The 24,800-nt window shown below is 67.8% G+C and carries 18 protein-coding genes and 1 pseudogene; 13 read left to right on the forward strand and 6 right to left on the reverse strand.

The window, feature by feature from the left end; all coding sequences use genetic code 11:
• Positions 1 to 49 precede the first annotated feature (49 nt).
• The 9 genes and pseudogenes from HUX88_RS32440 (at position 50) to HUX88_RS17160 (ending at position 10,401) form a co-directional block, all read left to right on the forward strand.
• Positions 50 to 1,276, forward strand: coding sequence for a hypothetical protein (locus HUX88_RS32440; RefSeq protein ID WP_229219388.1), 1,227 nt, complete (start codon positions 50 to 52; stop codon positions 1,274 to 1,276).
• The gene (locus HUX88_RS17125; protein WP_229219401.1) at positions 1,159 to 1,947 is read left to right on the forward strand and encodes a Mu transposase C-terminal domain-containing protein; all 789 of its coding nucleotides are present in this window, start codon (positions 1,159 to 1,161) and stop codon (positions 1,945 to 1,947) included. Before HUX88_RS32440 ends, HUX88_RS17125 begins: the two co-directional genes overlap by 118 nt.
• Before the next feature lie 312 nt (positions 1,948 to 2,259).
• Entirely contained in the window at positions 2,260 to 3,867 is a 1,608-nt protein-coding gene (locus tag HUX88_RS17130; RefSeq protein WP_229219389.1) for a flavin monoamine oxidase family protein, read from the forward strand.
• The gene (locus HUX88_RS17135; RefSeq protein ID WP_176362546.1) at positions 3,864 to 4,277 is read left to right on the forward strand and encodes a cytochrome c; all 414 of its coding nucleotides are present in this window, start codon (positions 3,864 to 3,866) and stop codon (positions 4,275 to 4,277) included. Before HUX88_RS17130 ends, HUX88_RS17135 begins: the two co-directional genes overlap by 4 nt.
• 11 nt (positions 4,278 to 4,288) lie before the next feature.
• Positions 4,289 to 4,801, forward strand: coding sequence for a RidA family protein (locus HUX88_RS17140; RefSeq protein ID WP_176362547.1), 513 nt, complete (start codon positions 4,289 to 4,291; stop codon positions 4,799 to 4,801).
• A gap of 46 nt (positions 4,802 to 4,847) precedes the next feature.
• Positions 4,848 to 7,316: a TonB-dependent siderophore receptor gene (locus HUX88_RS17145; RefSeq protein WP_117014299.1), complete on the forward strand. Its 2,469-nt coding sequence runs from the start codon at positions 4,848 to 4,850 to the stop codon at positions 7,314 to 7,316.
• 145 nt (positions 7,317 to 7,461) lie between these two features.
• Positions 7,462 to 8,295, forward strand: coding sequence for an alpha/beta hydrolase (locus HUX88_RS17150; RefSeq protein ID WP_229219390.1), 834 nt, complete (start codon positions 7,462 to 7,464; stop codon positions 8,293 to 8,295).
• Between the two features lie 164 nt (positions 8,296 to 8,459).
• Positions 8,460 to 9,677 (forward strand): annotated as a pseudogene (locus HUX88_RS17155) (helix-turn-helix domain-containing protein).
• 49 nt (positions 9,678 to 9,726) lie between these two features.
• Positions 9,727 to 10,401: a hypothetical protein gene (locus tag HUX88_RS17160; RefSeq protein ID WP_176362548.1), complete on the forward strand. Its 675-nt coding sequence runs from the start codon at positions 9,727 to 9,729 to the stop codon at positions 10,399 to 10,401.
• On the opposite strand, the gene HUX88_RS17165 is transcribed toward HUX88_RS17160, so the two are convergent.
• Positions 10,398 to 10,772, reverse strand: a complete 375-nt coding sequence (locus HUX88_RS17165) for a nucleotide pyrophosphohydrolase (protein ID WP_176362549.1) — start codon at positions 10,770 to 10,772, stop codon at positions 10,398 to 10,400. The two genes, HUX88_RS17160 and HUX88_RS17165, sit on opposite strands and share 4 nt — an antisense overlap.
• 92 nt (positions 10,773 to 10,864) lie before the next feature.
• On the opposite strand from HUX88_RS17165, the gene HUX88_RS17170 reads away from it, so the two are divergent.
• Complete coding sequence (locus tag HUX88_RS17170; RefSeq protein WP_176362550.1) at positions 10,865 to 12,727, forward strand: glycosyltransferase 87 family protein; 1,863 nt, start codon at positions 10,865 to 10,867, stop codon at positions 12,725 to 12,727.
• A 132-nt stretch (positions 12,728 to 12,859) separates the two neighbouring features.
• A complete protein-coding gene (locus HUX88_RS17175) occupies positions 12,860 to 13,741 on the forward strand; it encodes a head GIN domain-containing protein (protein ID WP_176362551.1) in 882 nt (293 codons plus the stop codon).
• 57 nt (positions 13,742 to 13,798) lie between these two features.
• Here HUX88_RS17175 and HUX88_RS17180 read toward each other — a convergent pair whose 3' ends face one another.
• The 3 genes from HUX88_RS17180 to HUX88_RS17190 all read right to left on the reverse strand — a co-directional run bounded on the left by HUX88_RS17180 (position 13,799) and on the right by HUX88_RS17190 (position 18,321).
• Positions 13,799 to 15,298, reverse strand: coding sequence for a methyl-accepting chemotaxis protein (locus HUX88_RS17180; protein ID WP_117014292.1), 1,500 nt, complete (start codon positions 15,296 to 15,298; stop codon positions 13,799 to 13,801).
• Between the two features lie 25 nt (positions 15,299 to 15,323).
• A complete protein-coding gene (locus tag HUX88_RS17185; protein ID WP_176362552.1) occupies positions 15,324 to 17,606 on the reverse strand; it encodes an EAL domain-containing protein in 2,283 nt (760 codons plus the stop codon).
• 79 nt (positions 17,607 to 17,685) lie between these two features.
• On the reverse strand, positions 17,686 to 18,321 hold the full coding sequence (locus HUX88_RS17190; RefSeq protein ID WP_117014290.1) for a GIN domain-containing protein: 636 nt from the start codon (positions 18,319 to 18,321) through the stop codon (positions 17,686 to 17,688).
• Between the two features lie 232 nt (positions 18,322 to 18,553).
• Here HUX88_RS17190 and HUX88_RS17195 point away from each other — a divergent pair, with 232 nt between their 5' ends.
• Both HUX88_RS17195 and HUX88_RS17200 read left to right on the forward strand, forming a co-directional pair.
• Entirely contained in the window at positions 18,554 to 19,864 is a 1,311-nt protein-coding gene (locus HUX88_RS17195) for an MFS transporter (protein WP_176362553.1), read from the forward strand.
• A 74-nt stretch (positions 19,865 to 19,938) separates the two neighbouring features.
• Entirely contained in the window at positions 19,939 to 21,384 is a 1,446-nt protein-coding gene (locus tag HUX88_RS17200) for an NAD(P)-binding protein (RefSeq protein ID WP_176362554.1), read from the forward strand.
• Between the two features lies 1 nt (position 21,385).
• Here HUX88_RS17200 and HUX88_RS17205 read toward each other — a convergent pair whose 3' ends face one another.
• The gene (locus tag HUX88_RS17205) at positions 21,386 to 24,355 is read right to left on the reverse strand and encodes an ATP-binding protein (RefSeq protein ID WP_176362555.1); all 2,970 of its coding nucleotides are present in this window, start codon (positions 24,353 to 24,355) and stop codon (positions 21,386 to 21,388) included.
• Positions 24,356 to 24,469: 114 nt separating this feature from the next.
• Positions 24,470 to 24,757: a PsiF family protein gene (locus tag HUX88_RS17210; RefSeq protein WP_176362556.1), complete on the reverse strand. Its 288-nt coding sequence runs from the start codon at positions 24,755 to 24,757 to the stop codon at positions 24,470 to 24,472.
• Between the last annotated feature and the right edge of the window lie 43 nt (positions 24,758 to 24,800).

Raw genomic sequence — 24,800 nt, forward strand, 5'->3', positions numbered from 1 at the left:
AGTAAGGAGCACGGAATGACCGCATTGTTTCTACACTCCCGAGGCGCCGATGCTGCTGCGGAATGACCTGCTGCAGTACACGCATCCCGCGCCGCGCACCTTGCGGGTGCTGTGGATCGCGCCCGAGCAAAGCCACGCCTACGTGTTCGACGTGGCGGCGCGTTCGGCCGACGTCGAGCTGGTCGCGCTGCCGCTGCTGCAGGCCGACCTGCGCGCCGGCCGCGCGCGCGTGCTGGCGGCCGATCCCTACCTGATGGTGGTCAGCCAGGAGCTGCTGCCGCCCAAGCACCTGCAGCTGCGCGCCCGCGCGTGGCGGATCGTCGAAGCGCTGGTGGCGCAGGAGCCGGGCATCTACGAGGCGCGCCTGCGCGGCCAGCTGGTGGCGCAGGCCACCGTCGACCATGGCGTCTCCCATCCGACTATCTACCGCTACCTGCGCCGCTACTGGCAGCGCGGCCAGACACCCAACGCGCTGCTGCCCGACTACTGCAACTCCGGCGGTCGCGGCAAGGTACGCCAGGCCTCGGCCGGCGTCAAGCGCGGCCGCCCGCGCAAGAACGACGCCGGCGACGGTCCCGGCCTGAACGCCGACGAGGAGATCCGCCGCACCTTCCGCGTCGCCATCGCGCGCTACGCGGCGGGCCACGCCAAGTTCTCGCGGCTGGGCGCCTACCAGCAGATGCTGGCCGATTTCTTCAGCGGGCGCCGCGTCGATGCCGACAGCGGCCGCGTGCTGGCCGCGCAGGACGCCCCCGCTGCCGTGCTGCCGACCTTCGGCCAGTTCAACTACTGGCTCGACCACGACGACGACCGCCCGCCGGAAGTGGCACGCCGCAGCGCCGCCGCCACCGCGCGCGGATTGCCGCCACAGGGCCTGCAGCCGGCCGGCGCCGGTCCGCCATCCACACCGGCCCGGACACCAACGCCGGCATGGGGCCCGGCGCCGACGGTGGCTGGCAGCCTCCTTCCGACGGCCGTCCCGGCGCCTGCTTCCACCTGGACGTGGTGCGCGCCGAAGTGCAGCTGGTCTCGCGCGCCGACCGCCAGCAGACCATCGGCCGGCCGCTGGTCTACGTGGCGATCGACGCCTTCAGCCACATGGTGGCCGGGGTTTACATCGGCATGGGCGCCGCCAGCTGGCAGCACGCCATGCTGGCGCTGGCCCACTGCGGCGCCGACAAACAGCGCTACAGCCAGCAGTTCGGCCGCCGCATCGAGGCCGCGCAGTGGCCCAGCCGCCACCTGCCGGACACGCTGTCCACCCACGCCGCCCTGAGCGGCGGCGCCCAGCGCGACACCCTGCTCAACAACTTCAACCTGCGCTGCGTCGCCGCCAACGATGGCCCGGACGACTGGCGCGCGGTGCTGGCCAAGCGCTTCCAGCTGCTGGCGCCGGACGCCGCCGGCGCCCCGTGCCGGCTGGACGGCGTGCTCGATCTGGAGCAGTTCACCCGCATCGTCATCGACTGCGTCCTGTACCACAACAACAGCGCGCCGCTGCCGTACGCCGGCCACGCCACGCCGCGCGCACTGTGGGAATGGGGCGTGGCCCATCGCGGCGGCAGCCTGAAGACCTATCCCGAACAGCTGCTGCGCTGCAGCCTGATGCCGGCGGCGCAAGCCACCGTCACCGCCGACGGCATTGAACTGTCCGGCGTCGCCTACACCTGTGCGCGCGCCATCAACGAGCGCTGGTTCGAGCGTGCGCGCTCGCGCGGACAATGGCATGTGCGGGTGGCCTACGATCCGGCCGACATGGACATGATTTATTTGTTGGACCCCAACGCGCCGATGCAATTCCACGCCTGCCACATGGCCGACGGCGGCGGCGGCATGCAGCGCCACCTGGCCGCGGAGGAAATCGCCCTGCTGCCGCGTCCAGTTCCCGCCATCCCCGCAGCACCCCTACGTAGCACTACGCACGCCATCGCCAGTTTCGCCAACTGAAACGCCCACGGCGCTGTCCAGCGCCGTGCATACCACTTCTTCCCATTCCGGTGCGCGCCTCTCGCTGGTGCGGCGCGTCGCCTCCACATTCGCTTCGCCCGCGCCGGAGGGACAAATAAAGTCTGTCGCCGCCGGCGTCCTTTCGTGCCTCCGGCGCGGCGGACAAGGGCCGCGAAAGAACATTGTTTTATGCCGTTCCGCCTTGCGCCATAAGGATCGCTTCAACGGCGAAGCATGTTTATTTTGTCCCGCGCCGTGGCACGCCGATTGCTAGATAGGGGCTATGGAATCGCAAGTCACGAAAGGGCGTCGATGAATAGCAAAACAGTAAAATCGTTTAAATCGTTTAGTTCATTTACTCGAAGGGATTTCCTGTACCGCGCGGCAGCGGTCAGCGGCACCGGCCTGCTGCTCAACACCATGAACGCCTGGGGCATGGGCATGGATTCGACGGCGTCCGCGCCGCCGGCGCTGAGCGGCAGCGGCAAGGGCAAGAAGGTGCTGATACTGGGCGCCGGCCTGGCCGGCATGACCGCCGCCTACGAGCTGGGAAAGCTGGGCTATCACTGCCAGATCCTGGAAGCGCGCGCCTTCGCCGGCGGCCGCTGCCAGACAGCGCGCAAGGGCTTCAGCCTGACCGAGCTCGGAGGCGAAAAGCAGACCTGCGATTTCGACGACGGCCAGTACATCAACCACGGCCCATGGCGCATCCCGCTGCACCACCAGTCCACGCTGCACTACACGCGATTGTTCGAGGTGCCGCTGGAGGTCATGGTCAACGATAACGACCACGCCTTCGTCTACTCGGAAAACGCCGGTCCCTACGCCGGCAAGCGCATGCGCGTGGCCGAGATCAAGGCCGACATGCGCGGCCACGTCTCCGAGCTGCTGGCCAAGTCGGTCAAGAACAAGCAGCTGGACCAGGAACTGACCGCCGACGACCAGCGCCTGCTGCTGGACTACCTGGCGCACGAAGGCCAGCTGGCCGGCGCCGACCTGCAATACAAAGGCCGCAGCGGCCGTGGCTTCACCGTCAATCCCGGCGCCGGCCTGTCGCCGGGACCGGGCACGCCGTCCGATCCGCTGGGCTTCAAGGACCTGCTGGCGTCCAAGCTGGGCAACGTCTACAGCGCGGTGCAGGACTTCCCGATGCAGAACACCATGTTCCAGCCGGTCGGCGGCATGGACGCCATCGCCAAGGCGTTCGAAAAACGCGTCGGCAAGAACATCCGCTACCGCGCCGAGGTGCAGACCATCCGCCAGAACGACAAGGGCGTCACCGTCACCTACAAGGACACCGGCAGCGGCAAGGTCGCCAGCATCGGCGCCGACTACTGCCTGGTGGCGATGCCGCTGTCGGTGCTGCGCCAGATCGACACCGACTTCTCGGACAAGTTCAAGAAGGCCGTCGCCACGGTCGCCTACGCGCCGGTCGGCAAGATCGGCCTGCAGATGAAGCGCCGCTTCTGGGAGGAGGACGAGCACCTGTACGGCGGCCATATCCTCACCGACCTGAAAGGCATCAACACCATCTCGATGCCGTCCTACGGCTGGCAGAAGAAGAAGGGCGTGCTGCTCGGTTATTACCAGTACCAGACGGCCGCCATCGAGACCAGCGCGCTGTCGCCGAAGGAGCGCGCCGCGTTCGCGCTGGAGGCGGGACAGAAGATCTTCCCGCAGTACACCGAGAACTTCGAGACCGCGTTCTCGGTCGCCTGGCACCGCGTGCAGTACAACCTGGGCGGCTGGGCCGAATGGACCGAGAAGACCCGCGCCGCCGCCTACCCGATCCTGCTGGAGGGCGAGGGCCGCGTGCTGCTGGCCGGCGAGCACCTGAGCTACCTGACCGGCTGGCAGGCCGGCGCCATCGAATCTGCGTGGCAGCAGATCGCCAAGATCCATGAAAGGGCCAGCGCATGAAGGAAGCGTTGATCAAGGCGGCGATGGTGCTGGTCGCGCTGTTGGCGGCCGGCGCCAGCGCGCCGTCGCGCGCGCAGCAGATGGATGGCAAGGCGCTGTTCCTGAAAAACTGCGCGGCCTGCCACCAGGCCACCGGCAAGGGCATACCGGGCGCCTTCCCGGCGCTGGCGGGGAACAAGTTCGTGCAAGGGAAGGGCACCGACGTCGCCACGGTGCTGCTCAAGGGGCGCGGCGGCATGCCGGACTTCAGCGACAGCTTGAGCGACGCGGAAATCGCCACCGTGCTCAGTTTCGTGCGCAGCAGCTGGGGCAACCAGGGCGCGCCGCTCAGCGAGTCCGAAGTGCTGGCGCTGCGCGACACGCTGCAAGTCGACCATTTTAGCAACGGCCAGATGTCCAACAAACACTGAAGGAAGAACGCATGAAGAAATCGCTCGCCACCCTGTTGATCCCAGCCGCGCTGGCGTTGTTGCCCGCCGTCGCAGGCGCCGCGCCGAAAGCCGCCGCCGATATCGTCCGCCACAAGATCCCCGGCTCGGACTTCCCGATCGCGCTGGCCGTCACCGTGCCGGCCACCGCCACCATCCACTTCGTCAGCGGCCAGGTGCCCGCCATCGCCGACGCCAGCGCCGCGCCGGATTCGCTGGCCGCCTTCGGCGACACCAGGACCCAGTCCGAGTCGGTGCTCAAGAAAATCAAGGAAGTCCTGGAGGGCATGAAGCTCGACATGAGCGACGTGGTCAAGATGACCGTCTACCTGGTCGGCGATCCGGCCAAGGGCGGCAAGGCCGACACCAAGGGCTTCATGGAAGCCTACACCCAGCACTTCGGCGGCGCGCAGACCAAGCTGCCGGCGCGCGCCGTGGTGCAGGTGGCGGCCCTGAGCAATCCGGGCTGGCTGGTGGAAATCGAAGTCGTCGCCGCAAAAAAATAATTACGCAGCAGGTCTTACTTTCTTTTTCATTCAATGGGGATTCAATATGCATAAGGCCATACTCAAAACCGGCGTCGCCGCCGTGCTGTCCACCCTGGCGCTGGGCTCCGCCTACGCCGCCGCAGCGGGCGCCGACGACAACGCCGCCGCCACGCCGGCCGCCGACGCCACGGGCGAAGCACCGGTCAGCGCGGTGATCGTCACCGGCACGCGCTCGAGCGGCATCAAGGTGGAGAACAGCGCCTCGCCGATCCAGGTGCTGGACGCGGCCTCCCTGCAGCGCACCGGCCAGCCGGACCTGATCCAGGCGCTGGCGCAGAACCTGCCGTCGTTCACCGCGCAAGCCTTCGGCGGCGACACCGCCAACCTGACGCTGTCGGCCCGCCTGCGCGGCCTGAGTCCCAACAACACGCTGGTGCTGATCAACGGCAAACGCCGCCACGGCACCGCCAACCTGGCCGTGCTGGGCGGGCCATACCAGGGCGGTGCGGCCGCTGACCTGAACTACATCCCGGTCGCCGCGATCGACCACATCGAAGTGCTGCAGGACGGCGCGGCCGCCCAATACGGCTCCGACGCCATCGCCGGCGTGATCAACATCATCCTCAAGTCGAACAACCATGGCGGCACCGCCAGCGCCACCGGCGGCGGCTACTCCGACGGCGGCGGGCGCACCGGCGACGCGGCGGCCAACATCGGCGTCGAACCGTTCAAGGACGCCTATCTGAGCCTGACCGCCGAATCCAAGTACCACGGCTACAGCGACCGTGGCGGCATCGACCCGCGCGTGGTCAACCCGGCCAATATGGCGAAGTATCCGGAGATGTTCCAGCAGGCCGGCTACCCGCACGTCAACCACATCTCGGGCGACGCGCAATACCACCTGAACGTATTGGCGGCCAACTTCGGCTACGACTTCGCGCCGGACAGCCAGCTGTACGCCATCGCCACCTGGGGCCACAAGGAAGCGCGCGCCTACGAGAACTATCGTTTGCCGAGCCGCCTGCCGAAGGTCTATCCGACCGGCTTCTCGCCGAAGGAAACCATGAAGCAGGACGACTACGCGCTCACCGCAGGCGTCAAAGGCGTGGTGGCCGGCTGGAACATGGACCTGAGCTCCACCTACGGCAAGGACACCAGCAAGATCGGCGTGGCCGATTCGGGCAACGTCTCGCTGTTCAACGACACCGGCAGCACGCCGACCGTGTTCCACGCCGGCGCCTTCATCGCCAGCCAGCTGACCACCAGCCTGGAGGCGAGCCGCGAGTTCGCGATCGGCTGGGCCAAGCCGCTGAACGTGGCGGCGGGTCTTGAGCACCGCATCGACAAGTACGAGATCGAAGCGGGCGACGCCGCCTCGCGCTACAAGGAAGGCTCGCAGTCGTATCCCGGCTTCTCGCTGACCGACGCCGGCAGCCACCGCCGCACCAACGAGGCGGCCTACATCGACCTGGCCGGCAATCCGGTCACCGACCTGACGCTGGACCTGGCCGGCCGCTACGAGCACTTCAGCGACTTCGGCAACGCCAAGGTCGGCAAGTTCACCGCGCGCTACGACATCTCGCCGATGGTGGGCGTGCGCGGCACCTTCAGCAACGGCTTCCGCGCGCCGACCTTGGCCGAGGAATACTACTCGGCCACCAACGTCGGCCCGACCACCGCCTTCGTGCAGCTGGCGCCGAATTCGGCCGGCGCCAAGCTGGTGGGCGTGGACGGCCTGAAGCCTGAGCGCTCGACCAACTTCAGCCTGGGCCTGGTGTTCAATCCGACCGCCAACCTGGCCATCACGCTGGACGCCTACCAGATCAAGATCCGCGACCGCATCGTCGGTTCCGGTGCGCTGTACGGCTCGGGCGGATCGGACAACTCGCCGGCGGTGGTGGCGGCGATCCTGGCCAACGGCAATGTGCTCGACAACACCGTCAGCCAGACCGGCATCAACATCTTTTCCAACGCGGTCGACACGCGCAGCCGCGGGCTGGAGTTCGTCGCCACGCTGAACGAGAGCTACGGCACGGCGGGCAAGGTCGACTGGTCGGTGGCGGCCAACTACAACAAGGTCGAAGTCACCAAGATCAACCAGGCGCCGGCCCAGCTGCTGCCGCAGACGCTGTTGGACAAGACCGCGATCTCGGACCTGGAGACCGCGTCGCCGAAGGTCCGCATCAACCTGGGTGCGCTGTGGAAGATCGGCGCCTGGACCATCAACCTGCGTGAAGCGATCTACGGCAAATCGTCGGAGTACGGCAGCGAGGACGGCTCGGTGTACCACCTGACCGAAATCTCGGCCAAGGCGATCACCGACCTGGAGGTCGGCTACAAGATCAATTCCGCGTGGTCGGTGGCGGTGGGCGCCAACAACCTGTTCAACAAGTATCCGAACGGCGTGAATCCGGCGCTGCTGGCCGACCAGCGCGCGGCCGGCGACAACGCCGCGGTCAACATCCTGCCATCGTTCTCGCCGTTCGGCATCAACGGCGGCTACTACTACGCCCGCGCCAACTACAAGTTCTAAATCCGTCGGTCAACTTTGGGGTCAAGTCTGACATTCGGACACGAGCTCCACCGTAGCGGCCTGCTACGGTGGAGCTCGTGTCCGATTGCCAGACTTGACCCCAATTTGCGTGTAGCATGACGGCATCGTCTTTTGGAGTACACGCATGTCCAACCCTATGACTTTGCAGGAATATATGGCGCTGGGCGGGCCGGCGCCTACGCTGCATGTCGCCTATGGCGCCGCGCCGTCGCAGTTCGCGGAATTGTTTGTGCCGGCCGGCGACGGGCCGTTTCCGGTCGCGCTGGTCGTTCATGGCGGCTGCTGGTGCAAGGAATACGCCGGCATCTCGCAGATGCGCAATATCGCCGGCGATCTGCAAGGGCAGGGCGTCGCGGTGTGGAATATCGAGTATCGCCGCTTCGATGAGGAGGGCGGCGGTTATCCCGGCATGTATCTGGACGTCGCCACGGCGGTCGACCTTCTGCGCTCGCTGGCGACGGAATGGCGGCTCGATCTGTCGCGCCTGGTGCTGGTCGGGCATTCGGCCGGCGGCCATCTGGCGCAGTGGGCGGCCTCGCGCGCGCGGCTGCCGCGCAGTAGTCCGCTGTATGCGGATGATCCGCTGCCCGTGTCCACCGTCATCAGCCTGGGCGGCCTGGCCGACCTGCGCAACGAGGAACAACTGATCAAGACCAGCTGCGAGCGCGATATCGTGCAGCTGGCCGGCAGCCCCAGCGCCGGGCGGCCGGATATTTTCTCGGACACCTCGCCCGTCGAGCTGCTGCCGTCGGGCGTACGCACGGTGCTGATCCACGGCGAGTTCGATACCATCTCGCCGCTGCGCGCCGGCCAGGATTACGCGCGCCGCGCCCAGGCCGCCGGCGACCAGGCCGAGGTCATCGTGCTGCCGGGCGGCAGCCATTTCGACGAGGTGGCCGCCACCTCGCCGTCGTGGACCATCGTCTCGACGCAGATCCGCAAGGCGCTGGGCTTGTAGGGCCGCCGGCCGCCGCACCGCACCTCCCACCGCACGGCTCACGGCAGGCGGCGCGTCACGCGCGCGGCACCTCGTGCCGCAGGCGGAATTGCACGCCGTAGCCCTCGCCGCACGGCCGCCCGCGCCGCCCGCCGGTCCGGCGGCGGCCAGTGTATGCTGTCGCCATGGATTCCCTGATCGCCGCGTCCGCGCGCGCGCTCGCCGCCGGCGACGCGCTCGGCGCCCTCAAACACGTCGCCCTGCGCGACGATCCGCCGGCGCTGGCCCTGCGCGGCATCGCCATGGCCCAGCTGGGCGAGCATGTACGCGCCCGCGAACTGCTGCGGCGCGCCGCGCGCGGCTTCGGCTCGCATGAGGAGGTGTCGCGCGCCCGCTGCGTGGTGGCCGAGGCCGAGGTGGCGCTGGCGGTGCGCGATTTCGCCGGCTCGCCGCGCGCGCTGACGGCGGCGCAGGCCGTGCTGTCCGCGCACGCCGACCACGCCAACGCCCTGCATGCGCGCCTGATCGCGGTACGCCGCCTGTTGCTGCTGGGTCGCCTGGCCGACGCCGGCGCCACGCTGGCGCGGCTCGACGGCCTGGCCCAGCCGCCGGCGCTGGGGCGGTGGCCGAACTGGCGTCGGCGGAACTGTCGCTGCGCTCCCGCGCGTGGCGCCGGCGAAGGCGGCGCTGGCCCGCGCCCAGGCCGCCGCCGAACGCGCCGGGCATCCCGGCGCTGCTGGCCGAAGCGGCCGAGGCCCGCGCCGCGCTGGAGCGGCCCGCCGCGCCGCCTGGCCGCCGGCGCCGAGCAGCTGCTGCGCCTCGCCGAAGTGGCCGCGCTGCTGGCCTCCGGCGCGCTGGTGGTCGACGCCTGCCGCCGTGGCCTGGCCAGCGGCGACGCCTGGCAGCCGTTGGCGCGCCGTCCGGTGCTGTTCGCGCTGGCGCGCGCGCTGGCCGAGGCCTGGCCGGACGACGTCCCGCGCGAGGCGCTGATCGCCGCCGCCTTCAACACCCGCGATCCGGACGAGACGCACCGCGCCCGCCTGCGGGTCGAGATCGGCCGCCTGCGCGCGCTGACCAGAGCGCAGGCGGGCGTCGAGGCGACTCCGCGCGGCTTCGTGCTGCGGCCCCTGGGCGCGGGCGGCGTGGCGCTGCTGGCGCCGCCCGTCGACGGCGAACAGGGCGCGCTGGTGGCGCTGCTTTCGGACGGCGCGGCGTGGTCGACCTCCGCGCTGGCCTTGGCGCTGGGCGCCAGCCCGCGCACCGTGCAGCGCGCGCTGGCCGAGCTGGAGGAGGCCGGCCGCGCGCGCCCGATCGGCCAGGCGCGCACGCGTCGCTGGCTGGCGCCGCCGCTGGCCGGATACACGACAATCTTGTTACTCCCTTCGGCGCTGCCGTTGGCATAAAGTGCTCTTGCGGCGCCGCTCCCGGCGCATCAACCTTCAGGAGGCAGCAATGAACGCGAACACCAGCACAACCAAGCTCCAGCCCAAAGCCCGCGCGGCCGACATCGTGCGCGAATACGGTCCCTTCGACGGCGCCGGCCAGGTCCACGGCGTCACCCACGACGGCCAGCGCGTCTGGGCCGCCACCGGCGCGCATTTGATCGCCTTCGATCCGGCCAGCGGCGCCACCACCCGCACGCTGGACATCGCCGCCGACGCCGGCACCGCCTTCGACGGCACCCACCTGTACCAGATCGCCGAACGGCGCATCGACAAGATCGACCCGGCCAGCGGCAAGGTGCTGGCCTCGATCCCGGCGCCCGGCGACGGCTACGATTCCGGCCTGGCCTGGGCCGAGGGCAGCCTGTGGGTGGGCCAGTACCGCGACCGCAAGATCCACCAGGTCGACCCGGCCACCGGGGCCGTCATCCGCAGCATCGATTCGAACCGCTTCGTCACCGGCGTGACCTGGGTCGACGGCCAGCTGTGGCACGGCACGTGGGAAGGGGAGGAGAGCGACATCCGCCGCATCGACCCGCGCAGCGGCGAGGTGCTGGAGCGGCTGGAGATGCCGGCCGGCGCCGGCGTCAGCGGACTGGAATCGGACGGCGCCGACCTGTTTTACTGCGGTGGCGGCGGCAGCGGCAAGGTGCGCGCCGTGCGCCGGCCGAAGCAGGCGGCCTAATACTGGTCGTATTTGCGGGCGTCGCCGCGCACCAGGTCGGCCGGATACTTGGCGGCGTTGAGCGCCATCTTCTCCAGCGCGGCGGCGTGCAGGTCGACGCCGCACTGGTCGGCCAACTGCACCAGGTAGAGCAGCACGTCGGCCAGCTCGTGGCGGATGCCGGTGCGGCGGGCGTCGTCCAGCTCCGCGTCGGCGCCGGTTTGCAGCCACTGGAAATGCTCGGCCAGTTCGGCCGCCTCCACCGTCAGCGCCATGGCCAGGTTCTTCGGCGTGTGGAACTGCCGCCAATCGCGTTCGGCGGCGAAGCGGCGGGTCAGTTCGCGCAGCGCGAGCAGGCTGTCGGTGGCGGAGGGGGCGGCGGGAGCGGTCATGGCGGGCGCGGGGCATGGGAAGTCGGAGCCCGCCATGATACCATCGCCGCTTTGCGCCGCCGCCGCCGCGCGCCCACTTACCCGATCACCTCATGCAGAATATTTTCGGCGCCATCGGGCGCTGGTACGACCGCCGCACGGCGCGCTTCAATCATCCCGCCACCTTGCGCCGCGCCGCCTGGCTGGTGCCGCTGGCCTTCGGCCTGCTGTCGCTGCTGCTCGGCCAGGACGACAACTGGGACCTGCGCAACTACCACCTGTACAACGCCTACGCGCTGCTCAACGGCCGCATCGGCTTCGACCTGTCGCCTGGGCAGTGGCAGAGCTACTTCAATCCCACGCTGGACCTGCTGTACTACGGCTTGAACCGCGCGCTGCCGCCGCCGGTGGCCGGCTTCGTCATGGGCGTGCTGCACGGCCTGAACTTCGTGCTGGTGCTGGCCATCGCGCGCCTGCTGCTGCCGGCGCCGGACGCCGCCGACCGCTATCGCCTGCCGCTGCTGCTGGCGCTGGCCGGCACGCTGGGCGCCGGCTTCCTGTCCGAACTGGGCAACTCGATGGGCGACAATATGAGCGCGCTGTGCGTGCTGGCGTCGCTGTACCTGGTGCTGCGCCACTGGCCGCGCTGGCGCGCCTTGGACCGCCGCGCGGCGGCCTGGCTGGCCTTGTCCGGGCTGGTCATGGGCGTGGGCGCTGGCCTGAAACTGACCAACGCCACCTTCGCGCTGGCGCTGTGCGCGGCGCTGCTGACCGTCGGCGGCGGCTGGTGGCAGCGCCTGCGTCTGTCGCTGGTGTTCGGCGTGGCGGTGCTGGCCGGCCTGGCCGCCGCCGCCGGCCACTGGTTCCTGCGCATGTGGCTCATGTTCGGCAATCCGCTGTTCCCGCAGATGAACGATGTGTTCCGCAGCCCGCTGGCGCAGCCGGTCGGCGTGGCCGACACCGCGCACCTGCCGCACAACCTGGCCGAGGCGCTGCTGTGGCCTTTCATCTTCACGCTCGACGGCCACCGTGTGTCCGAGCTGGTGATGCGCCAGATGATTTGGCCCGTGGTGTATGTACTGTTCATCGCGCTGGCCGCGCGCCTGCTGGCCGGCCGGCTGCGCGGCGCCGTCGCCGTCACTGCCGCCGGCGACGCGGCGGCGACGGCTGGCCGCGAACGTTTGCTGCTGGTGTTTTTCGCGCTGGGCTACCTGGGCTGGCTCAAGCTGTTCGGCATCTACCGCTACCTGGTGCCGCTGGAGCTGCTCGCGCCGCTGACGGTCTGGCTGCTGCTGCAGCGGCTGTGCAAGCCGCGACTGGCGCGCCGCGCCGGCGCCTGGGCGCTGACGCTGTGCGCCATCGTGGTGTTCCCGTTCTCCGCCTGGAGCCACAGCGGCTGGACCGCGGCCGGCTTCACCGCCGACGATCCCGGCCTGGACGATCCGTCCTCCAGCCTGGTCTACACGGCGCACGGCGATCCGCCGATGGGCTGGATGGCCACCCTGCTGCCGCCGCAGGTGCCGGTGGTGGCGCTGGCCGGCGGCTTCCCGGAATCGCCGGCCTACCTGGAGCGCATCCGCGCGCTGGCGGCCAGCCGCCACGGCACCCATTACGTGATGCTGATCGCCGCCGCCAACCACGAGGAGCTGACGCTGGCGAAAAAGAACCAGCTGACTTCCTGGCTGGGCCAGACCGGCAGCGAGGCCGCCTGCGCGCGGTTGGAGCGGATGATGGCCAAGGTCCGCTTCCACGTCGGCGTCGAGCCGCTGGCGGCGCCGGACGGGCCGCGCTGCCGCCTGGCGCTGCTGCCGCAGTACCGCGTGGACCTGGCCGCGCGCAACCTGGAGCTGCAGCGCAAGGCGGCCGAGGACCTGCAACGCTACGGCCTGCGGCTGCGGCCGGACAGCTGCCGCGTCCACCGCGCGGCGATCGGCACCGAGCCCTATCCCTACCAGTTGTGCGAGGTCGACAAGTAATACAGCAAACGGCGCCCGGGGCGCCGTTTGTGCGTCCCGGCCCCCGTTTTCTGCCGTTCGTCGCACGGCGCGGGCGCGGCCCGGGCGGCGGCGCTACAGTGTCGATACGATAACTTCAGGGACGATTCCATCATGCGCAACGCCATCTCCATCGCCGTCATCTCCGCCCTCGCCACCATCGCAGGCTGCGCCGTCATCGTCGTGCCGGACGACGGCGGCGGCAACGGCGGCGTGCACTACAGCTCCGCCTTCGGCAGCTCGGCGGTGCAGGGCAACGGCCAGCAAACCACCGAACGCCGCGACGCCGCCGCCAGCGACGGCATCGACATCAACGGCCCGATGCAGGTCGAGGTGCGGGTCGGCGAGGCCGCCTCGCTGCAGGTCGAAGGCGACAGCAACCTGCTGCCGATGCTGCGCACCGACGCCACCGGCGGCATGCTGCGCATCTGGATCGACGGCAGCATCCGCAGCGCCAACCCGCTGCGCGTGATCTACACCACGCCGCAGCTGCGCCAGGTCAACGCCAACGGCTCCGGGCGCCTGTCGGTCAGCGGCTTGAACGGCGCGCCGTTCAACCTGAGCCAGAACGGCTCGCGCCAGGTGCAGCTGTCGGGCAATGTCAGCCGCCTCGATGTGCGCGTCAACGGCTCGGGCGCCGTCGACGCCGCCGGCCTGCAAAGCGGCTCCACCGTCGCCAGCGTGAACGGCTCCGGGCGCCTGGACCTGGGCCGCCTGAGCGGCGACACGCTGAACCTGGAGGTCCGGGGCTCGGGCGGCGCCAGCGCCACCGGCAACGTGCGCGGCATGAACGTGCGCGTGTACGGCTCGGGCAGCGCCGACCTGGCCGGCCTGAGCGGCCAGAGTGCGGAGCTGGTGTCCTACGGCTCCGGCAGCATCTCGGCCGGCGTCAGCCAGTCGCTGGTGGCCGACGCCTCCGGCTCCGGCCACGTCACCGTGTACGGCAATCCTTCCCAGCGCAGCATCAGCGGCAAGCACGTCAGCGTGATGCAGTAAGCGGCCCGGCCGCGCGGCGGCGGAACGGGACAGACGCCACGCGTGGTGCCCCGCCGCTCAGCGCACCTTGAAGAAGGACATGGAACTCTGCAGCTGCCCAGCCTGGCCGCTCATCTCCTCGGCGGTGGCGGCCAGTTCCTCGGAGCTGGAGGCGTTCATCTGCGTGGTCTGGCTCAACTGGCTCATGGCCGAGTTGATCTGGCTCGCGCCCGTGGTCTGCTCCTCCGACGCCGCCGTGATCTCCTGCACCAGGCTGGAGGTGCGGCGGATGTTGGGCAGCATGGTGTCGAGCAGGGCGCCGGCCTTCTCGGCCAGGTTGACGCTGCCGCTGGCGACCTGCTCGATCTCCTGCGCCGCCACCTGGCTGCGCTCGGCCAGCTTGCGCACCTCGGCCGCCACCACCGCGAAGCCCTTGCCGTGGTCGCCCGCGCGCGCCGCCTCGATGGCCGCGTTCAGCGCCAGCAGGTTGGTCTGGTAGGCGATGTCGTCGATGATGCCGATCTTCTTGGCGATCTCGCGCATCGCCACCACCGTCGAGCGCACCGCCTCGCCGCCTTCGCCGGCCTCCTGCGCGGCCTTGCCGGCCATGCCGTCGGTGACCTTGGCGTTCTCGGTGTTCTGCGCGATCGAGGCCGACATCTGCTCGATGGCGGCGCTCGATTCCTCGGCGGCCGCGGCCTGCTCGCTGGCGCCCTGCGACAGCGATTGCGCGGTGGCGCTCACTTCCTCCGAGGCGCTGGCCAGCGCCTCGGCGCCGTTGTTGACCTCGGTCACCACGCGCGACAGGTTGCCGACCATGGTGTGCATCGCCGCCAGCAGGCTGGTGCTGTCGCCCGGCTTGAGGCGCACCTGCATCGTCAGGTCGCCGGCGGCCACGCGGTTGACCACCTCGGCCGCATAGTCGGGCTCGCCGCCCAGCTGGCGCAGCAGCGCGCGCGTGATGAGGGCGCCGATCAGCGCCACCGCCACCAGCGTGCAGGCGGCGATGATGATCGAGGTGTGCATCGCCGCCGCCTTCATCGCCACCGCGTCGTCCGCGCCCTTCTGCCCCAGCGCGATGTTGTAGTCGAAGTGGTTGTCGATGGCGGTCTGCATCACCTGGATTTCGGGCCGCGCCTGTTCCAGCAGCACGCGCGCCTTGTCGTTGTGGTTGGCGCGCGATTCGGCCAGCACCGCCTCGATCATCGGCTGCACCTTGGCCCATGAGTCGTGCTCGCGCGCCAGGATGGCCTTGTCCTTGTCGTCGCTCACCAGCGCCTCGTATTTCTTGAGGTTGTCGTCGACGCCCTTGCGCATCTCGGCGATCTGGCCGTCGATCTCCGCCATCTTCTTGTCGTCGGTGTTGAGCACGTGCTGGTTGACGCGGATACGCATGCGCAGGAAGCTGTCGCGCACCCGGTCCAGCGTGACCAGGCTCGGCACCGTGTTGACGGTCGAGTAGCTGGCCGATTCATACACCCGGTCCATCTGATACTGGCTCAGGCCGGCCAGCAAGGCGATGCCGGCCAGCGCGGCGCCGGCCAGCGCGATCATTTTCTGTACCACGGTCAGTTTCATCGTTCACTCCCCAGTTGTACGTGGCTTACACGGCAGCCACCGCCGTTTTCCCCTGCAATCGGTCGATCAGTTCGGCCAGCGGCGCCGGCCGCGCGTACAGGTAGCCCTGCATGCAGTCGCAGCCGTGGGCCACCAGGAAATCGGCCTGCGCCCGCGTCTCCACGCCCTCGGCCACCACCCGCAGGCCCAGGTGGCCGGCCATCGCCAGGATGGACTGCACCAGCGCGCGGCTGTTGGCGTCGTCCGGCGTGTCCATGATGAAGCTGCGGTCGATCTTCAGCTCGTACAGCGGCATCTTCTTCAGGTAGGCCAGGCTGGAATAGCCGGTGCCGAAATCGTCGATCGAGAAGCGCAGCCCCAGCGCCGCCAGTTCGTGCATGCGGGCGATGGTCTGCTCCATCTTGTCGATCAACAGGCCCTCGGTCACCTCCAGCACCAGCAGCGCGGCCGGGGCGCCGGTGTCGGCCAGCGCGCGCCGCACCACGTCGACGAAATCGGCCTGGCGGAACTGGGTCGGGCTGACGTTGACCGACAGCGGCACGGCCAGCCCGGCGCGCGCCAGCTCCAGCACCGCCGCGCAGGCCTGGCGCAGCGCCCACGCGCCCAGCTCGACGATCAGCCCCGACTCCTCGGCCACCGGGATGAACACCTGCGGCGGCACCATCTCGCCGCCGGCCAGCGGCCAGCGCATCAGCAGCTCGCCGCCGACCACGCGGCCGTCGCGGTCGACCTGGGCCTGCACGTGCATCCGCAGCGCGCCGGCCGCCAGCGCGGCGGCCAGGTCGCGCTCCATCGACAGGCGGCGCTCGAGCTCGGCCTGCATCGCGGTCTCGTAGAAGGCGATGCCGTTGCGGCCCTCGGCCTTGGCGCGGTACATCGCGGTGTCGGCCTCGCGCAGCAGGTCCTGCGCGCTCTGGCCGCCGCGCGGCAGCATGGTCACGCCGATGCTGGCGGTGGAGTTGTAGGTCTGGCCGCCGATCTCGAAGTCCCGGCCGATGGCGGTGCGGATCTTCTCGGCCACCACCGACGCGGCGTGCGTGGCGGCGTGCAGCTCGTGCGCCAGGTGGCCCAGCAGCACCACGAACTCGTCGCCGCCGATGCGCGCCACCGTGTCGGCCTTGCGCATCAGCTGCGACAGGCGCTCGGCGGCGTTGCGCAGCAGGGCGTCGCCGATGGCGTGGCCGCGCGCGTCGTTGATGGTCTTGAAGCGGTCCAGGTCGATGAACATGACGGCGCTGTAGGTGGCGCCGCGCTCGGAGCTGGCCAGCAGCTTGTCGATGCGGTCCATCAGCAGGCGGCGGTTGGGCAGGCCGGTGAGCACGTCGAAGAAGGCCAGCCGGTGGATGTCGTCCTGCGATTTCTTGCGCTCGGTGATGTCGCGCTCGACCGCCACCCAGTGCGTGTTGACGCCGCCCTCGTCGGCGAACGGCACCAGCTCGGTCTCCACCCAGTAGGGCTCGCCGGCCTTGGTGTAGTTCAGCAGCTCGGCGCGCACCGCCTCGCTGCGCGCCATGGCCCGTTCGATGTGCTCCAGCACGGCCGCCTCGGTGTCGGGCCCCTGCAGCAGGCGCAGGCCGCGCCCCAGCACCTCGCCGCGCCGGTAGCCGGTGCGGCGCTCGAAGGCGTCGTTGACGAAGATGATGCGCTGGCCGGAGGCGCCGTCCGGGTCGACCTCGGCGATCAGCACCATGTCGTTCAGGCGCGACACGGCGGCCGAGGTCAGGCGCAGCTCGGCGTTGAGCGCCGACAGTTCCTGCTGGTGGTGCTGCAGCTCGCCGAAGGAGCGCGCCAGATGCTGCAGCAGCACCGCGCACGACAGCGTCAGCACCGCCGTCATGAACAGGAAGTTGAAGGTGATGATGGCCGACTTGAGCAGGCCGTAGTCCGGCACGCCGGCCAGCTGCAGCTGGGCGTTCTGGTCGAAGCCGACCACCAGCACCGCCAGCCCGGCGATGCCCAGCGTCCACAGCGCCGGGCGCAGGCCCAGCAGCAGCGCCGCCAGCACCGGCACGGCCATCAGGTAGATCTGGCTGACCGGTCCGACCTTGAGCAGCAGGCCGATGCCGACCAGGAAGGCGATGCAGAGGAAGTTGACCACCCGCAGCGTGTACGGCAGGCGGCGCCAGCGCCAGATCACCGCCAGCCAGACCAGCGCGACGATGTCGATGACGACGATGGACCAGATGCCCTCGCTGGCGGCCAGCAGCACGCTGGGCACGGCCGTGGCCGCGCCCAGGACGAACACGACCAGCAGCAGCTTCGCAAAGATTTGCGCGCGCCAGTGCGCGATGTCGTTCGGCACAGCCACCGTGTCGGCCTCCGGGGTGCGTTGCGGTTCTTGTGTGTTTGATAGTAACCGCAATCGCCCGGCGTGTCAGCAGGGCAAGTTAGTCCCCGGCGGTGAAACTGCCGATGCCGGCGATGGACTTGTTGACGGTCTTGGGATGGCCGAAGTATTCCAGCTCGCCCATGCCCTTGGCGACCGCGTTGAGCAGATCGGTGGCGTGCACGCTGACATGGCCCACGCCCTCGAAGTTGACGTCGACCCGCTCGGCCACCAGCGCCTTGGCGTCGATCTCGCCGACACCCTTGGCGTTGACGCGCAGGTATTTGACCTTGCCGTTGGCCACCACGTGGCCGGCGCCCAGGTAGCCGATGTCGAGGCGCTCGCCGCTGACCTTGTTGAGGATGGTCTCGCCCGCGCCCTCGACCTTGACCCGGCTCAGCGAGGGAACGGTGATGGTGATGCGCGCCTCCTCGCCCTTGCCGGACTTGAAGCTCTTGTCCGGCATGGTGATGGACAGCTCGTTGGCCACCACCTCGGTCTTGAGCGTGGAGACGAACCGCTCGCCGCCGCTGATCACCACCGACTGCGTCTTGCCCACCTCCACCGTCATGGCGAAGGCGCCCTTGGCGTTGATGGCGACGAAGGACGGCAGCTGGCGGGTCGATTCGGCGGCCGCGGCGGCGGCGCTCACGGCAAACAGGGCGGGGATCAGGACGGCGGCAACGGTACGGCGCATGGTAATTCCTCGGTGATTGTCAATTTGAACAAAGTGAATTTTACTTAAGCTGGCCGCCGCTGCCGACAAGTTTGCGATAAACGGTAGAAATCCCGGCATGTGTTGCATTATGGATACGTTCAATGGTGGAGGGCGGCACGCCATTGAAGGGAAAATGAAAGAAATCAGGCGTATGATCGGGAAAATTCCGGCGGACCCGTTCCGACCCGATTCACACAACAGCGAGACATCCATGACCTCCTCTTCCTCCCCCGCCCGGCAGTCGCATTTCAGCACGGTGTTCCGCGTCGTCAGCGGCAACTTCATGGAAATGTTCGACTTCTTCCTGTTCGGTTTTTACGCCAACGCCATCGCCAAGGCCTTCTTCCCCAGCGGCGATGAAGTCGCTTCGCTGATGATGACCTTCATGACCTTCGGCGCCGGCTTCCTGATGCGACCGCTGGGCGCCATCATCCTGGGTTCCTACGTCGACCGCGTCGGCCGCCGCCAGGGCCTGATCGTCACCCTGGCGCTGATGGCGCTGGGCACCCTGCTGATCGCCTGCGTGCCGGGCTTCGCCACCATCGGCTACCTGGCGCCGGCGCTGGTGCTGATCGGCCGCCTGCTGCAGGGCTTCTCGGCCGGTGTCGAGCTGGGCGGGGTGTCGGTCTACCTGTCGGAGATGGCCACGCCGGGCCGCAAGGGCTTCTATGTGAGCTGGCAGTCGGCCAGCCAGCAGGTGGCGGTGGTGGCCGCCGCCGCGCTGGGCTACGCGCTCAACCAGTGGCTCACGCCGGCCGAGGTGGGCGAGTGGGGCTGGCGCATCCCGTTCTTCGTCGGCTGCCTGATCGTGCCGGTGCTGTTCGTGATCCGCCGCTCGCTGCAGGAGACCGAGGAGTTCAAGGCGCGCAAGCACCGTCCCGAGTTGAAGGAAATCTTCCGCTCCATGCTCAACAACTGGGCGCTGGTGATCGCCGGCATGATGCTGGTGGCCATGACCACCGTGTCGTTCTACCTGATCACCGTCTACACGCCGACCTTCGGCAAGAACGTGCTGCACCTGTCCACCACCGACGCGTTGATGGTGACCTTGTTTGTCGGCCTGTCGAACTTCTGCTGGCTGCCGGTGATGGGTTCCTTGTCGGACCGCGTCGGCCGCCGTCCGCTGCTGATCTGCTTCACCGTGCTGGCGATCTGCACCGCGTATCCGGCGCTGCACTGGCTGGTGCAGGCGCCGAGCTTCGGCCGCATGCTGGGCGTGGAGCTGTGGCTGTCCTTCCTGTACGCCAGCTACAACGGCGCGATGGTGGTGGCGCTGACCGAGGTGATGCCGGTCGAGGTGCGTACGGTGGGCTTCTCGCTGGCCTACAGCCTGGCGACGGCGGTGTTCGGCGGCTTCACGCCGGCCATCGCGACCGGCCTGATCGAATACACCGGCGACAAGAGCGCGCCGGGCTGGTGGATGACCTTCGCCGCCGTGTGCGGCCTGTGCGCCACGCTGTTGCTGTACCGCCGCCAGGAGCGGCAGCAGCGGCACGCGGCCGGCGCGGCGGTCGCGGAATAAGCATCGGTGTCTGGGCAAAATCTTGCCAGTAATTTATGATGAGGCCCTTACCAACGGCAAACACGTAGGATCAAATGAGCGATGCTGACCAAGCAGTCCTGGCCGAGGCCCGCGCCAGCAACGGCCATCCGGTTTTTTTTCTGGGCTGCTTTGAGCGGCGGGTGACGTTCTACTCGCAGCAGGTCCGCGCCTTCAATCTGGCGCACGCGCTGATCAGTGCCAAGGCGGTTCGCGATCACGGCCACATGGCGATTGTTGGCGGTGGTATTGCCGGGGCAACGCTGGCGGCGGCGATGGCGCAGGCTTTGCCTGGCTTGAAAATCACCATCTTCGAGCAGGGAGACAGTCTCTTTTACCTGCAGCGCGGAGGGCGGGACCGCTTTGTGCATCCGCATATTTTCGACTGGCCCGATGCCAGCGCTGACAATCCCCAGGCCGGCCTGCCGTTGATGGATTGGCATGCCGCACCGTCGGATCAGGTGGTCCAGCGGATGGCGAGTCAGTTCGCGGCCATCAAACAGCAGGGCAGTATCGTCGAGCGCCTCGAGACTTGCGTGGAGGGCGTCGAATCGAACCAGCTGTCGGCGCGCCTGAAGGTCGGCGGTGCGACGGAACCGCAATGGTATGACGCGGTCGTGCTGGCGATCGGCTTCGGCCGCGAACATCATGTCGCGCCGCAGTCCAATCCATCCTACTGGTCGCCGTCGGCATTGCCGACACCGTTGCTCGGGGCCAGCCAGACCAATAAGATCTTCATCTCCGGCAATGGTGACGGCGGCCTGACCGATTTCGTGCTGGCTGGCTTCAGAGGCAATACGCATCAGGACATTATCCGCATTGTCGAGCAGGACTCGCTGGACGAGGTGAAGCAGGTATTGCTGGATATCGAGGCCAGGGCCTGGTGCGATCCTTTGTTCGATGTGTACGGCGCGTACTGGGCGGAGCTCAAGGAGGTCTTGCCCAGCAGCTTGCTGCAGAATTTTAACGATGGCTTGCGATCGAATGCGGAAATCGTTTTTCATACGCGCGAAGAGCGGCTGTTCAAGCGCGAAACAGCGATCCTGAACCGCTTCCTGGCTTTTCTGATCATCTATGCGGACCAAAAATTCGAACATCACCATATCACGGTGGTGACGAACTGCGCATTGCTATCCAGCCCCGACGAAGCCAACGTCGTGCAACTAGCCGGCGAAAAAAAATACGTCGCGGCGATGCGGCTGTTGCGCTTCGGCCCCAATGGCAAAGACAATCTCAACCCGTTTGCCGAGTGGGCAGAACTGTATACCGCAGCGCATATGCACTCGCACAAGCACCGGCCGGCCACGCCCGGGTTGACCGCTGGCGCACGCCTGCGATGGCCCGACGTTCCGGCCATCGATGCCGCGCCGGCGGTTGCGCCGCCAGCGGACGCCGGCGCCCCAGCCGGGACCGCGCCTGCGGCCGGCCCCTCGGTGCGCATCAATTGCGTGGGCGATGTTGCGGCTGGCGCCAGCGTCAGTCAGCAGTATTTCGGCAAGTAGCTCATAGCCGCTGATAGCGGTCTTCGTGCCGCTTGAGCTTGTCCAAGAAATCTTTCGACCGCTTGGCGTTTGACAAGGCGCGGTGCAAGAAAGTCCAGCCCGGGTCGGTGGCGGGCCATTTGAATTCATGGCCTTGGGAGACGGCGAAACGAAACGCATTGGTCCCTTCCAGCGGCGAGCCGTCGCGACCTTTGAAGCGAAAAAAGCGCAAGTCTTCGCGGTCGATGGTTAGCCGGTCGGCCACGCCGCACAGCGCTTTGGCTTCGGCACCGCTCAGTTGCAGCAGCTCGACGTCGAAACTTTCGGGCGTAAAGGCAGCGCCTTGCTGGTGCAGGGTGAGCCAGCGTTGGGACAAGATCACCATGGCAAATCTCGCGTGGTCCGGCGATGCTGCGGCAAACGCCATCATATCCTGCTGCATCAGCGCCGTCAGCGGCTGGTGCGCCGGAGCCGGGTTTTCGGCTATGCGCTGGAAAATTTCTTGAAGACTTGTTGCTTCGAGCGGTTTGATGTTTGCGCAGATCAGCGTCCGGTAGGCCACCGCCATGCCGTAGGCCTCGCTGGTTTCACCGCGTGCGATGCATTGATTCACGTACGCGAGATAATAGTGGCCTTCACGATCAAAGCGCTGGGACAGTTCTGGCAGCCACGTCAGGTCCGCATGCAACTGCTCCAACAGCTTGCGATGGTCAATCAGGTCGCGGCTGAGCATGGCGCTGCGGCAGACGTCGGATGCCAGGTCGCCGAACTCCTGGCTGCGCCGAGCAAGCCGGTGCTGCGCGAATGTTTGCGTGCGCAAGGTGCGATAGGCGGGCGACGTTGGCGCAGCGGTGCCCAGGCTTGCCAGCAGATTCCGCAGGCACAGGTATTCGATGTGGCGGTCGCCGCCGCGCCGGCCGAAGCCGATGCCCAGTTCGGCGATCTGGCCGGCATCGGCCAATGCGCGATGTCCAGGTTGCCCGCTCTGCTGTCGTTGCAAGCCTGACGCCAGCAAGACGTAACTGGTTTGTGCGGCGCTTTCGGCCAGCGCGCTCCAGACGTCGACGGCGATTGCCGTGCCGCTTCGGTCGTGGGTTTGCGCGGCCGCGCCCAGCATCGTAAAGGCCGAGCAGAAGTGCGCAAGTTCCTCGTCCAGGACCGGGTAGGCGTGGCCGTTGGTGGTGAAGTGATCGACATCGTATTCGGTGGCGATGCCGGCGATTGCGTCGTTGATGGCGCGGCGATACAGCGCGATGGCCGGCATCAGCGCGTCTCGATCCGGCGGCTGCCGCTGTTCGAGCGCGGCAAAGTAGGCGGGCGCCAGTAAGCGGATCCGGGCGCCGGGGATCTGGGCGATCCGCAGCATGCGTGGCAGCAGCCATAGACCGGTTGCGGCGAAGTCGCTGGCGAGTTGTGTCTGCAGGGCGGCGATGCGGTCGGTGACGTCCTGGGCGCTGCCAGCCCTGGCCAAGGCAAACGAGTGCTCCACCATTTGACCGATCGCGTCGCTGTAGCGCGCCTGTAAGGTGTCCTGATTGATGATGGTGCGCACCTCGGCCAGCTCGAATCCCTCGCCACGGATGCGGCAGATTTCGTCCAGCAAGGCAAGCAGATCGTGGACCGCGCAGGTGGAGTGGCGCATGCTGGTCGACAGCAGGTAAAGCAGGTCCGCCCGCGGCAAACGCGACATGGTGGCGGCCAGGCGTGTGCGCGTCTGCCGGCGCGCAAAGTCAAACAGCATGGCGACCTGTTTGACGGTCATTCTCGGAATGTCGGTGTAATACGCTCCGGCGTTGAGCGGAGGACGCAGCAAAACCTGGATCAGGCGCTCGCCCAGCGCATCCGGTTGCAGCGCCCAGTAGGTGTGATCGGTGATACCGCTGTACTCCAGCACCTGGCGCGCCTTCGACTCATCGTGGAATTCGATGGCCTCGGCCAGGTCGAGCAGGGTTTGCCGGTGGCGCGCGTCGGCGGCGTCTTCGATGTCCGCTGCATCGTCGATCCGGCTGGCGTCCACAGGCGGCCGCTCGCAACTGCGCACGATATCGATTTCGTTGGCCAGCGTGGTGGCGAACACCATCCTGCTGGCGGCGCTGAACAGTGGCTCGGCTGACGCATGTTTCTGCCACAGGCGCAGCTCCCGCCCCAAATGGATATCCAGCAATTGGCGAGGCATGGTCAGCTTCGCCATACTCGCCACCTGGTTGAAATGCATGGCGGCTGCGGCCAGTGCGACCAGCAGCGGGCGGCCGTCGTCTGTCATTTTCCGCAATTGCTTTTGACTGATTTGGCTGACCATGCCGGCGGCCTCCTGCGGTGTCCTGCCAGCCGCCTGCAGAACCAGCCCCAGCAGCTCTGTTGCCTGGGCGCCGAGCGGGTTGACCTGCAATGGGTCGGCATGGCGCGCCGATTCAATCAGCCCCCAGCTGTATCCGGCCTCCAGTCGCAGCCGTTTGAGCCAGGTTGACTGCATCGAAGCGTCGCGTTCCACCAGCAGTACCCGGACTTTGGGGCCTTGCGGATCGGCCTGATGCTGCAGGATTTCCAGCATGGTGCTTAACTCGCGACCATGCGCGGCGGCGTAATCGACCACCCAGATCGTGTCACGGCTTGGCTTCCAGTTGGCCACCGCGCCGGAGATCAGGCGGTCGGCCCGCAAGAAGCCGCCGTCCCAGCCGGCGCTGTGGCTTTGGACGAAATCGTACGCCAGCCTGCTCTTGCCGACTCCCGCCGGACCGTACAGCGCCCACCACTGGAATGGCCGTGGATCGCGCAAAAACTGCTGGAGCCTGGCGATTTCCTGCGCGCGGCCAACGAGGTTGAAGTGATGCTGGTAGAACAGCAGCCATTCGGCGGAAAAGACCGGCGGCGAATTTTTTGCAAAGCTGGCCGCTTGCAGCGTTCCAGCGCCCGGCGCGTAGACTTGCAGATTTTTTGCGTTCTCGCCGAGATTGCCGGTGCAATTAATTGAAATGGAGGCAGGTGATTGCATGGATGGAAAGGGCGCCGCCATGGGTACCCGCAATGGCCGATAGAGGAACTTGCCGCAGCAAGCGCGAAACGGAAAGCGCCATCCGAGGATGGCGCTTTTTAAGTGCGGCGCGGCTTACTTGCCGCTCAGGCAGCCCTTCATGAAGGTCTTGCGCTCGTCGCCCTTCTTGCCGGCGGCGTCGGCGTTACAGGCCTTCATCTTGTCCTGCTGCGTCATCTTCGGCGCCGGGGCTTCGGCCTTGGCGCTCAGGCACTCCTTCATGAAGGCTTTGCGCTCATCGCCTTTCTTGCCGCTCGCATCGGCGTTACAGGTTTTCATCTTGCTTTGCTGGGCCGTCGGCTCGGCCGCAAACACGGCGCCGCTCAGGGACAGGATCAGACTGGCAACGAACAGTTTTTTCATTTTTCAATTCCTCGAAAGTCGAATGACGGTGGGCGCGGCGGAT

Source organism: Duganella sp. BJB1802 (assembly GCF_013369445.1).
Taxonomy (GTDB): Bacteria; Pseudomonadota; Gammaproteobacteria; order Burkholderiales; family Burkholderiaceae_D; genus Rugamonas; species Rugamonas vulcania_A.

Bases quoted from the DNA above. Each gene is read 5' to 3' on its own strand.
- HUX88_RS17150 (WP_229219390.1), top strand. From the start codon at position 7,462: ATGTCCAACCCTATGACTTTGCAGGAATATATGGCGCTGGGCGGGCCG.
- HUX88_RS17205 (WP_176362555.1), bottom strand. From the start codon at position 24,355: ATGCAATCACCTGCCTCCATTTCAATTAATTGCACCGGCAATCTCGGC.
- HUX88_RS17175 (WP_176362551.1), top strand. From the start codon at position 12,860: ATGCGCAACGCCATCTCCATCGCCGTCATCTCCGCCCTCGCCACCATC.
- HUX88_RS17170 (WP_176362550.1), top strand. From the start codon at position 10,865: ATGCAGAATATTTTCGGCGCCATCGGGCGCTGGTACGACCGCCGCACG.
- HUX88_RS17135 (WP_176362546.1), top strand. From the start codon at position 3,864: ATGAAGGAAGCGTTGATCAAGGCGGCGATGGTGCTGGTCGCGCTGTTG.
- HUX88_RS17200 (WP_176362554.1), top strand. From the start codon at position 19,939: ATGAGCGATGCTGACCAAGCAGTCCTGGCCGAGGCCCGCGCCAGCAAC.
- HUX88_RS17180 (WP_117014292.1), bottom strand. From the start codon at position 15,298: ATGAAACTGACCGTGGTACAGAAAATGATCGCGCTGGCCGGCGCCGCG.
- HUX88_RS17160 (WP_176362548.1), top strand. From the start codon at position 9,727: ATGAACGCGAACACCAGCACAACCAAGCTCCAGCCCAAAGCCCGCGCG.
- HUX88_RS17140 (WP_176362547.1), top strand. From the start codon at position 4,289: ATGAAGAAATCGCTCGCCACCCTGTTGATCCCAGCCGCGCTGGCGTTG.
- HUX88_RS17130 (WP_229219389.1), top strand. From the start codon at position 2,260: ATGAATAGCAAAACAGTAAAATCGTTTAAATCGTTTAGTTCATTTACT.
- HUX88_RS17145 (WP_117014299.1), top strand. From the start codon at position 4,848: ATGCATAAGGCCATACTCAAAACCGGCGTCGCCGCCGTGCTGTCCACC.
- HUX88_RS32440 (WP_229219388.1), top strand. From the start codon at position 50: ATGCTGCTGCGGAATGACCTGCTGCAGTACACGCATCCCGCGCCGCGC.
- HUX88_RS17195 (WP_176362553.1), top strand. From the start codon at position 18,554: ATGACCTCCTCTTCCTCCCCCGCCCGGCAGTCGCATTTCAGCACGGTG.
- HUX88_RS17165 (WP_176362549.1), bottom strand. From the start codon at position 10,772: ATGACCGCTCCCGCCGCCCCCTCCGCCACCGACAGCCTGCTCGCGCTG.
- HUX88_RS17210 (WP_176362556.1), bottom strand. From the start codon at position 24,757: ATGAAAAAACTGTTCGTTGCCAGTCTGATCCTGTCCCTGAGCGGCGCC.
- HUX88_RS17190 (WP_117014290.1), bottom strand. From the start codon at position 18,321: ATGCGCCGTACCGTTGCCGCCGTCCTGATCCCCGCCCTGTTTGCCGTG.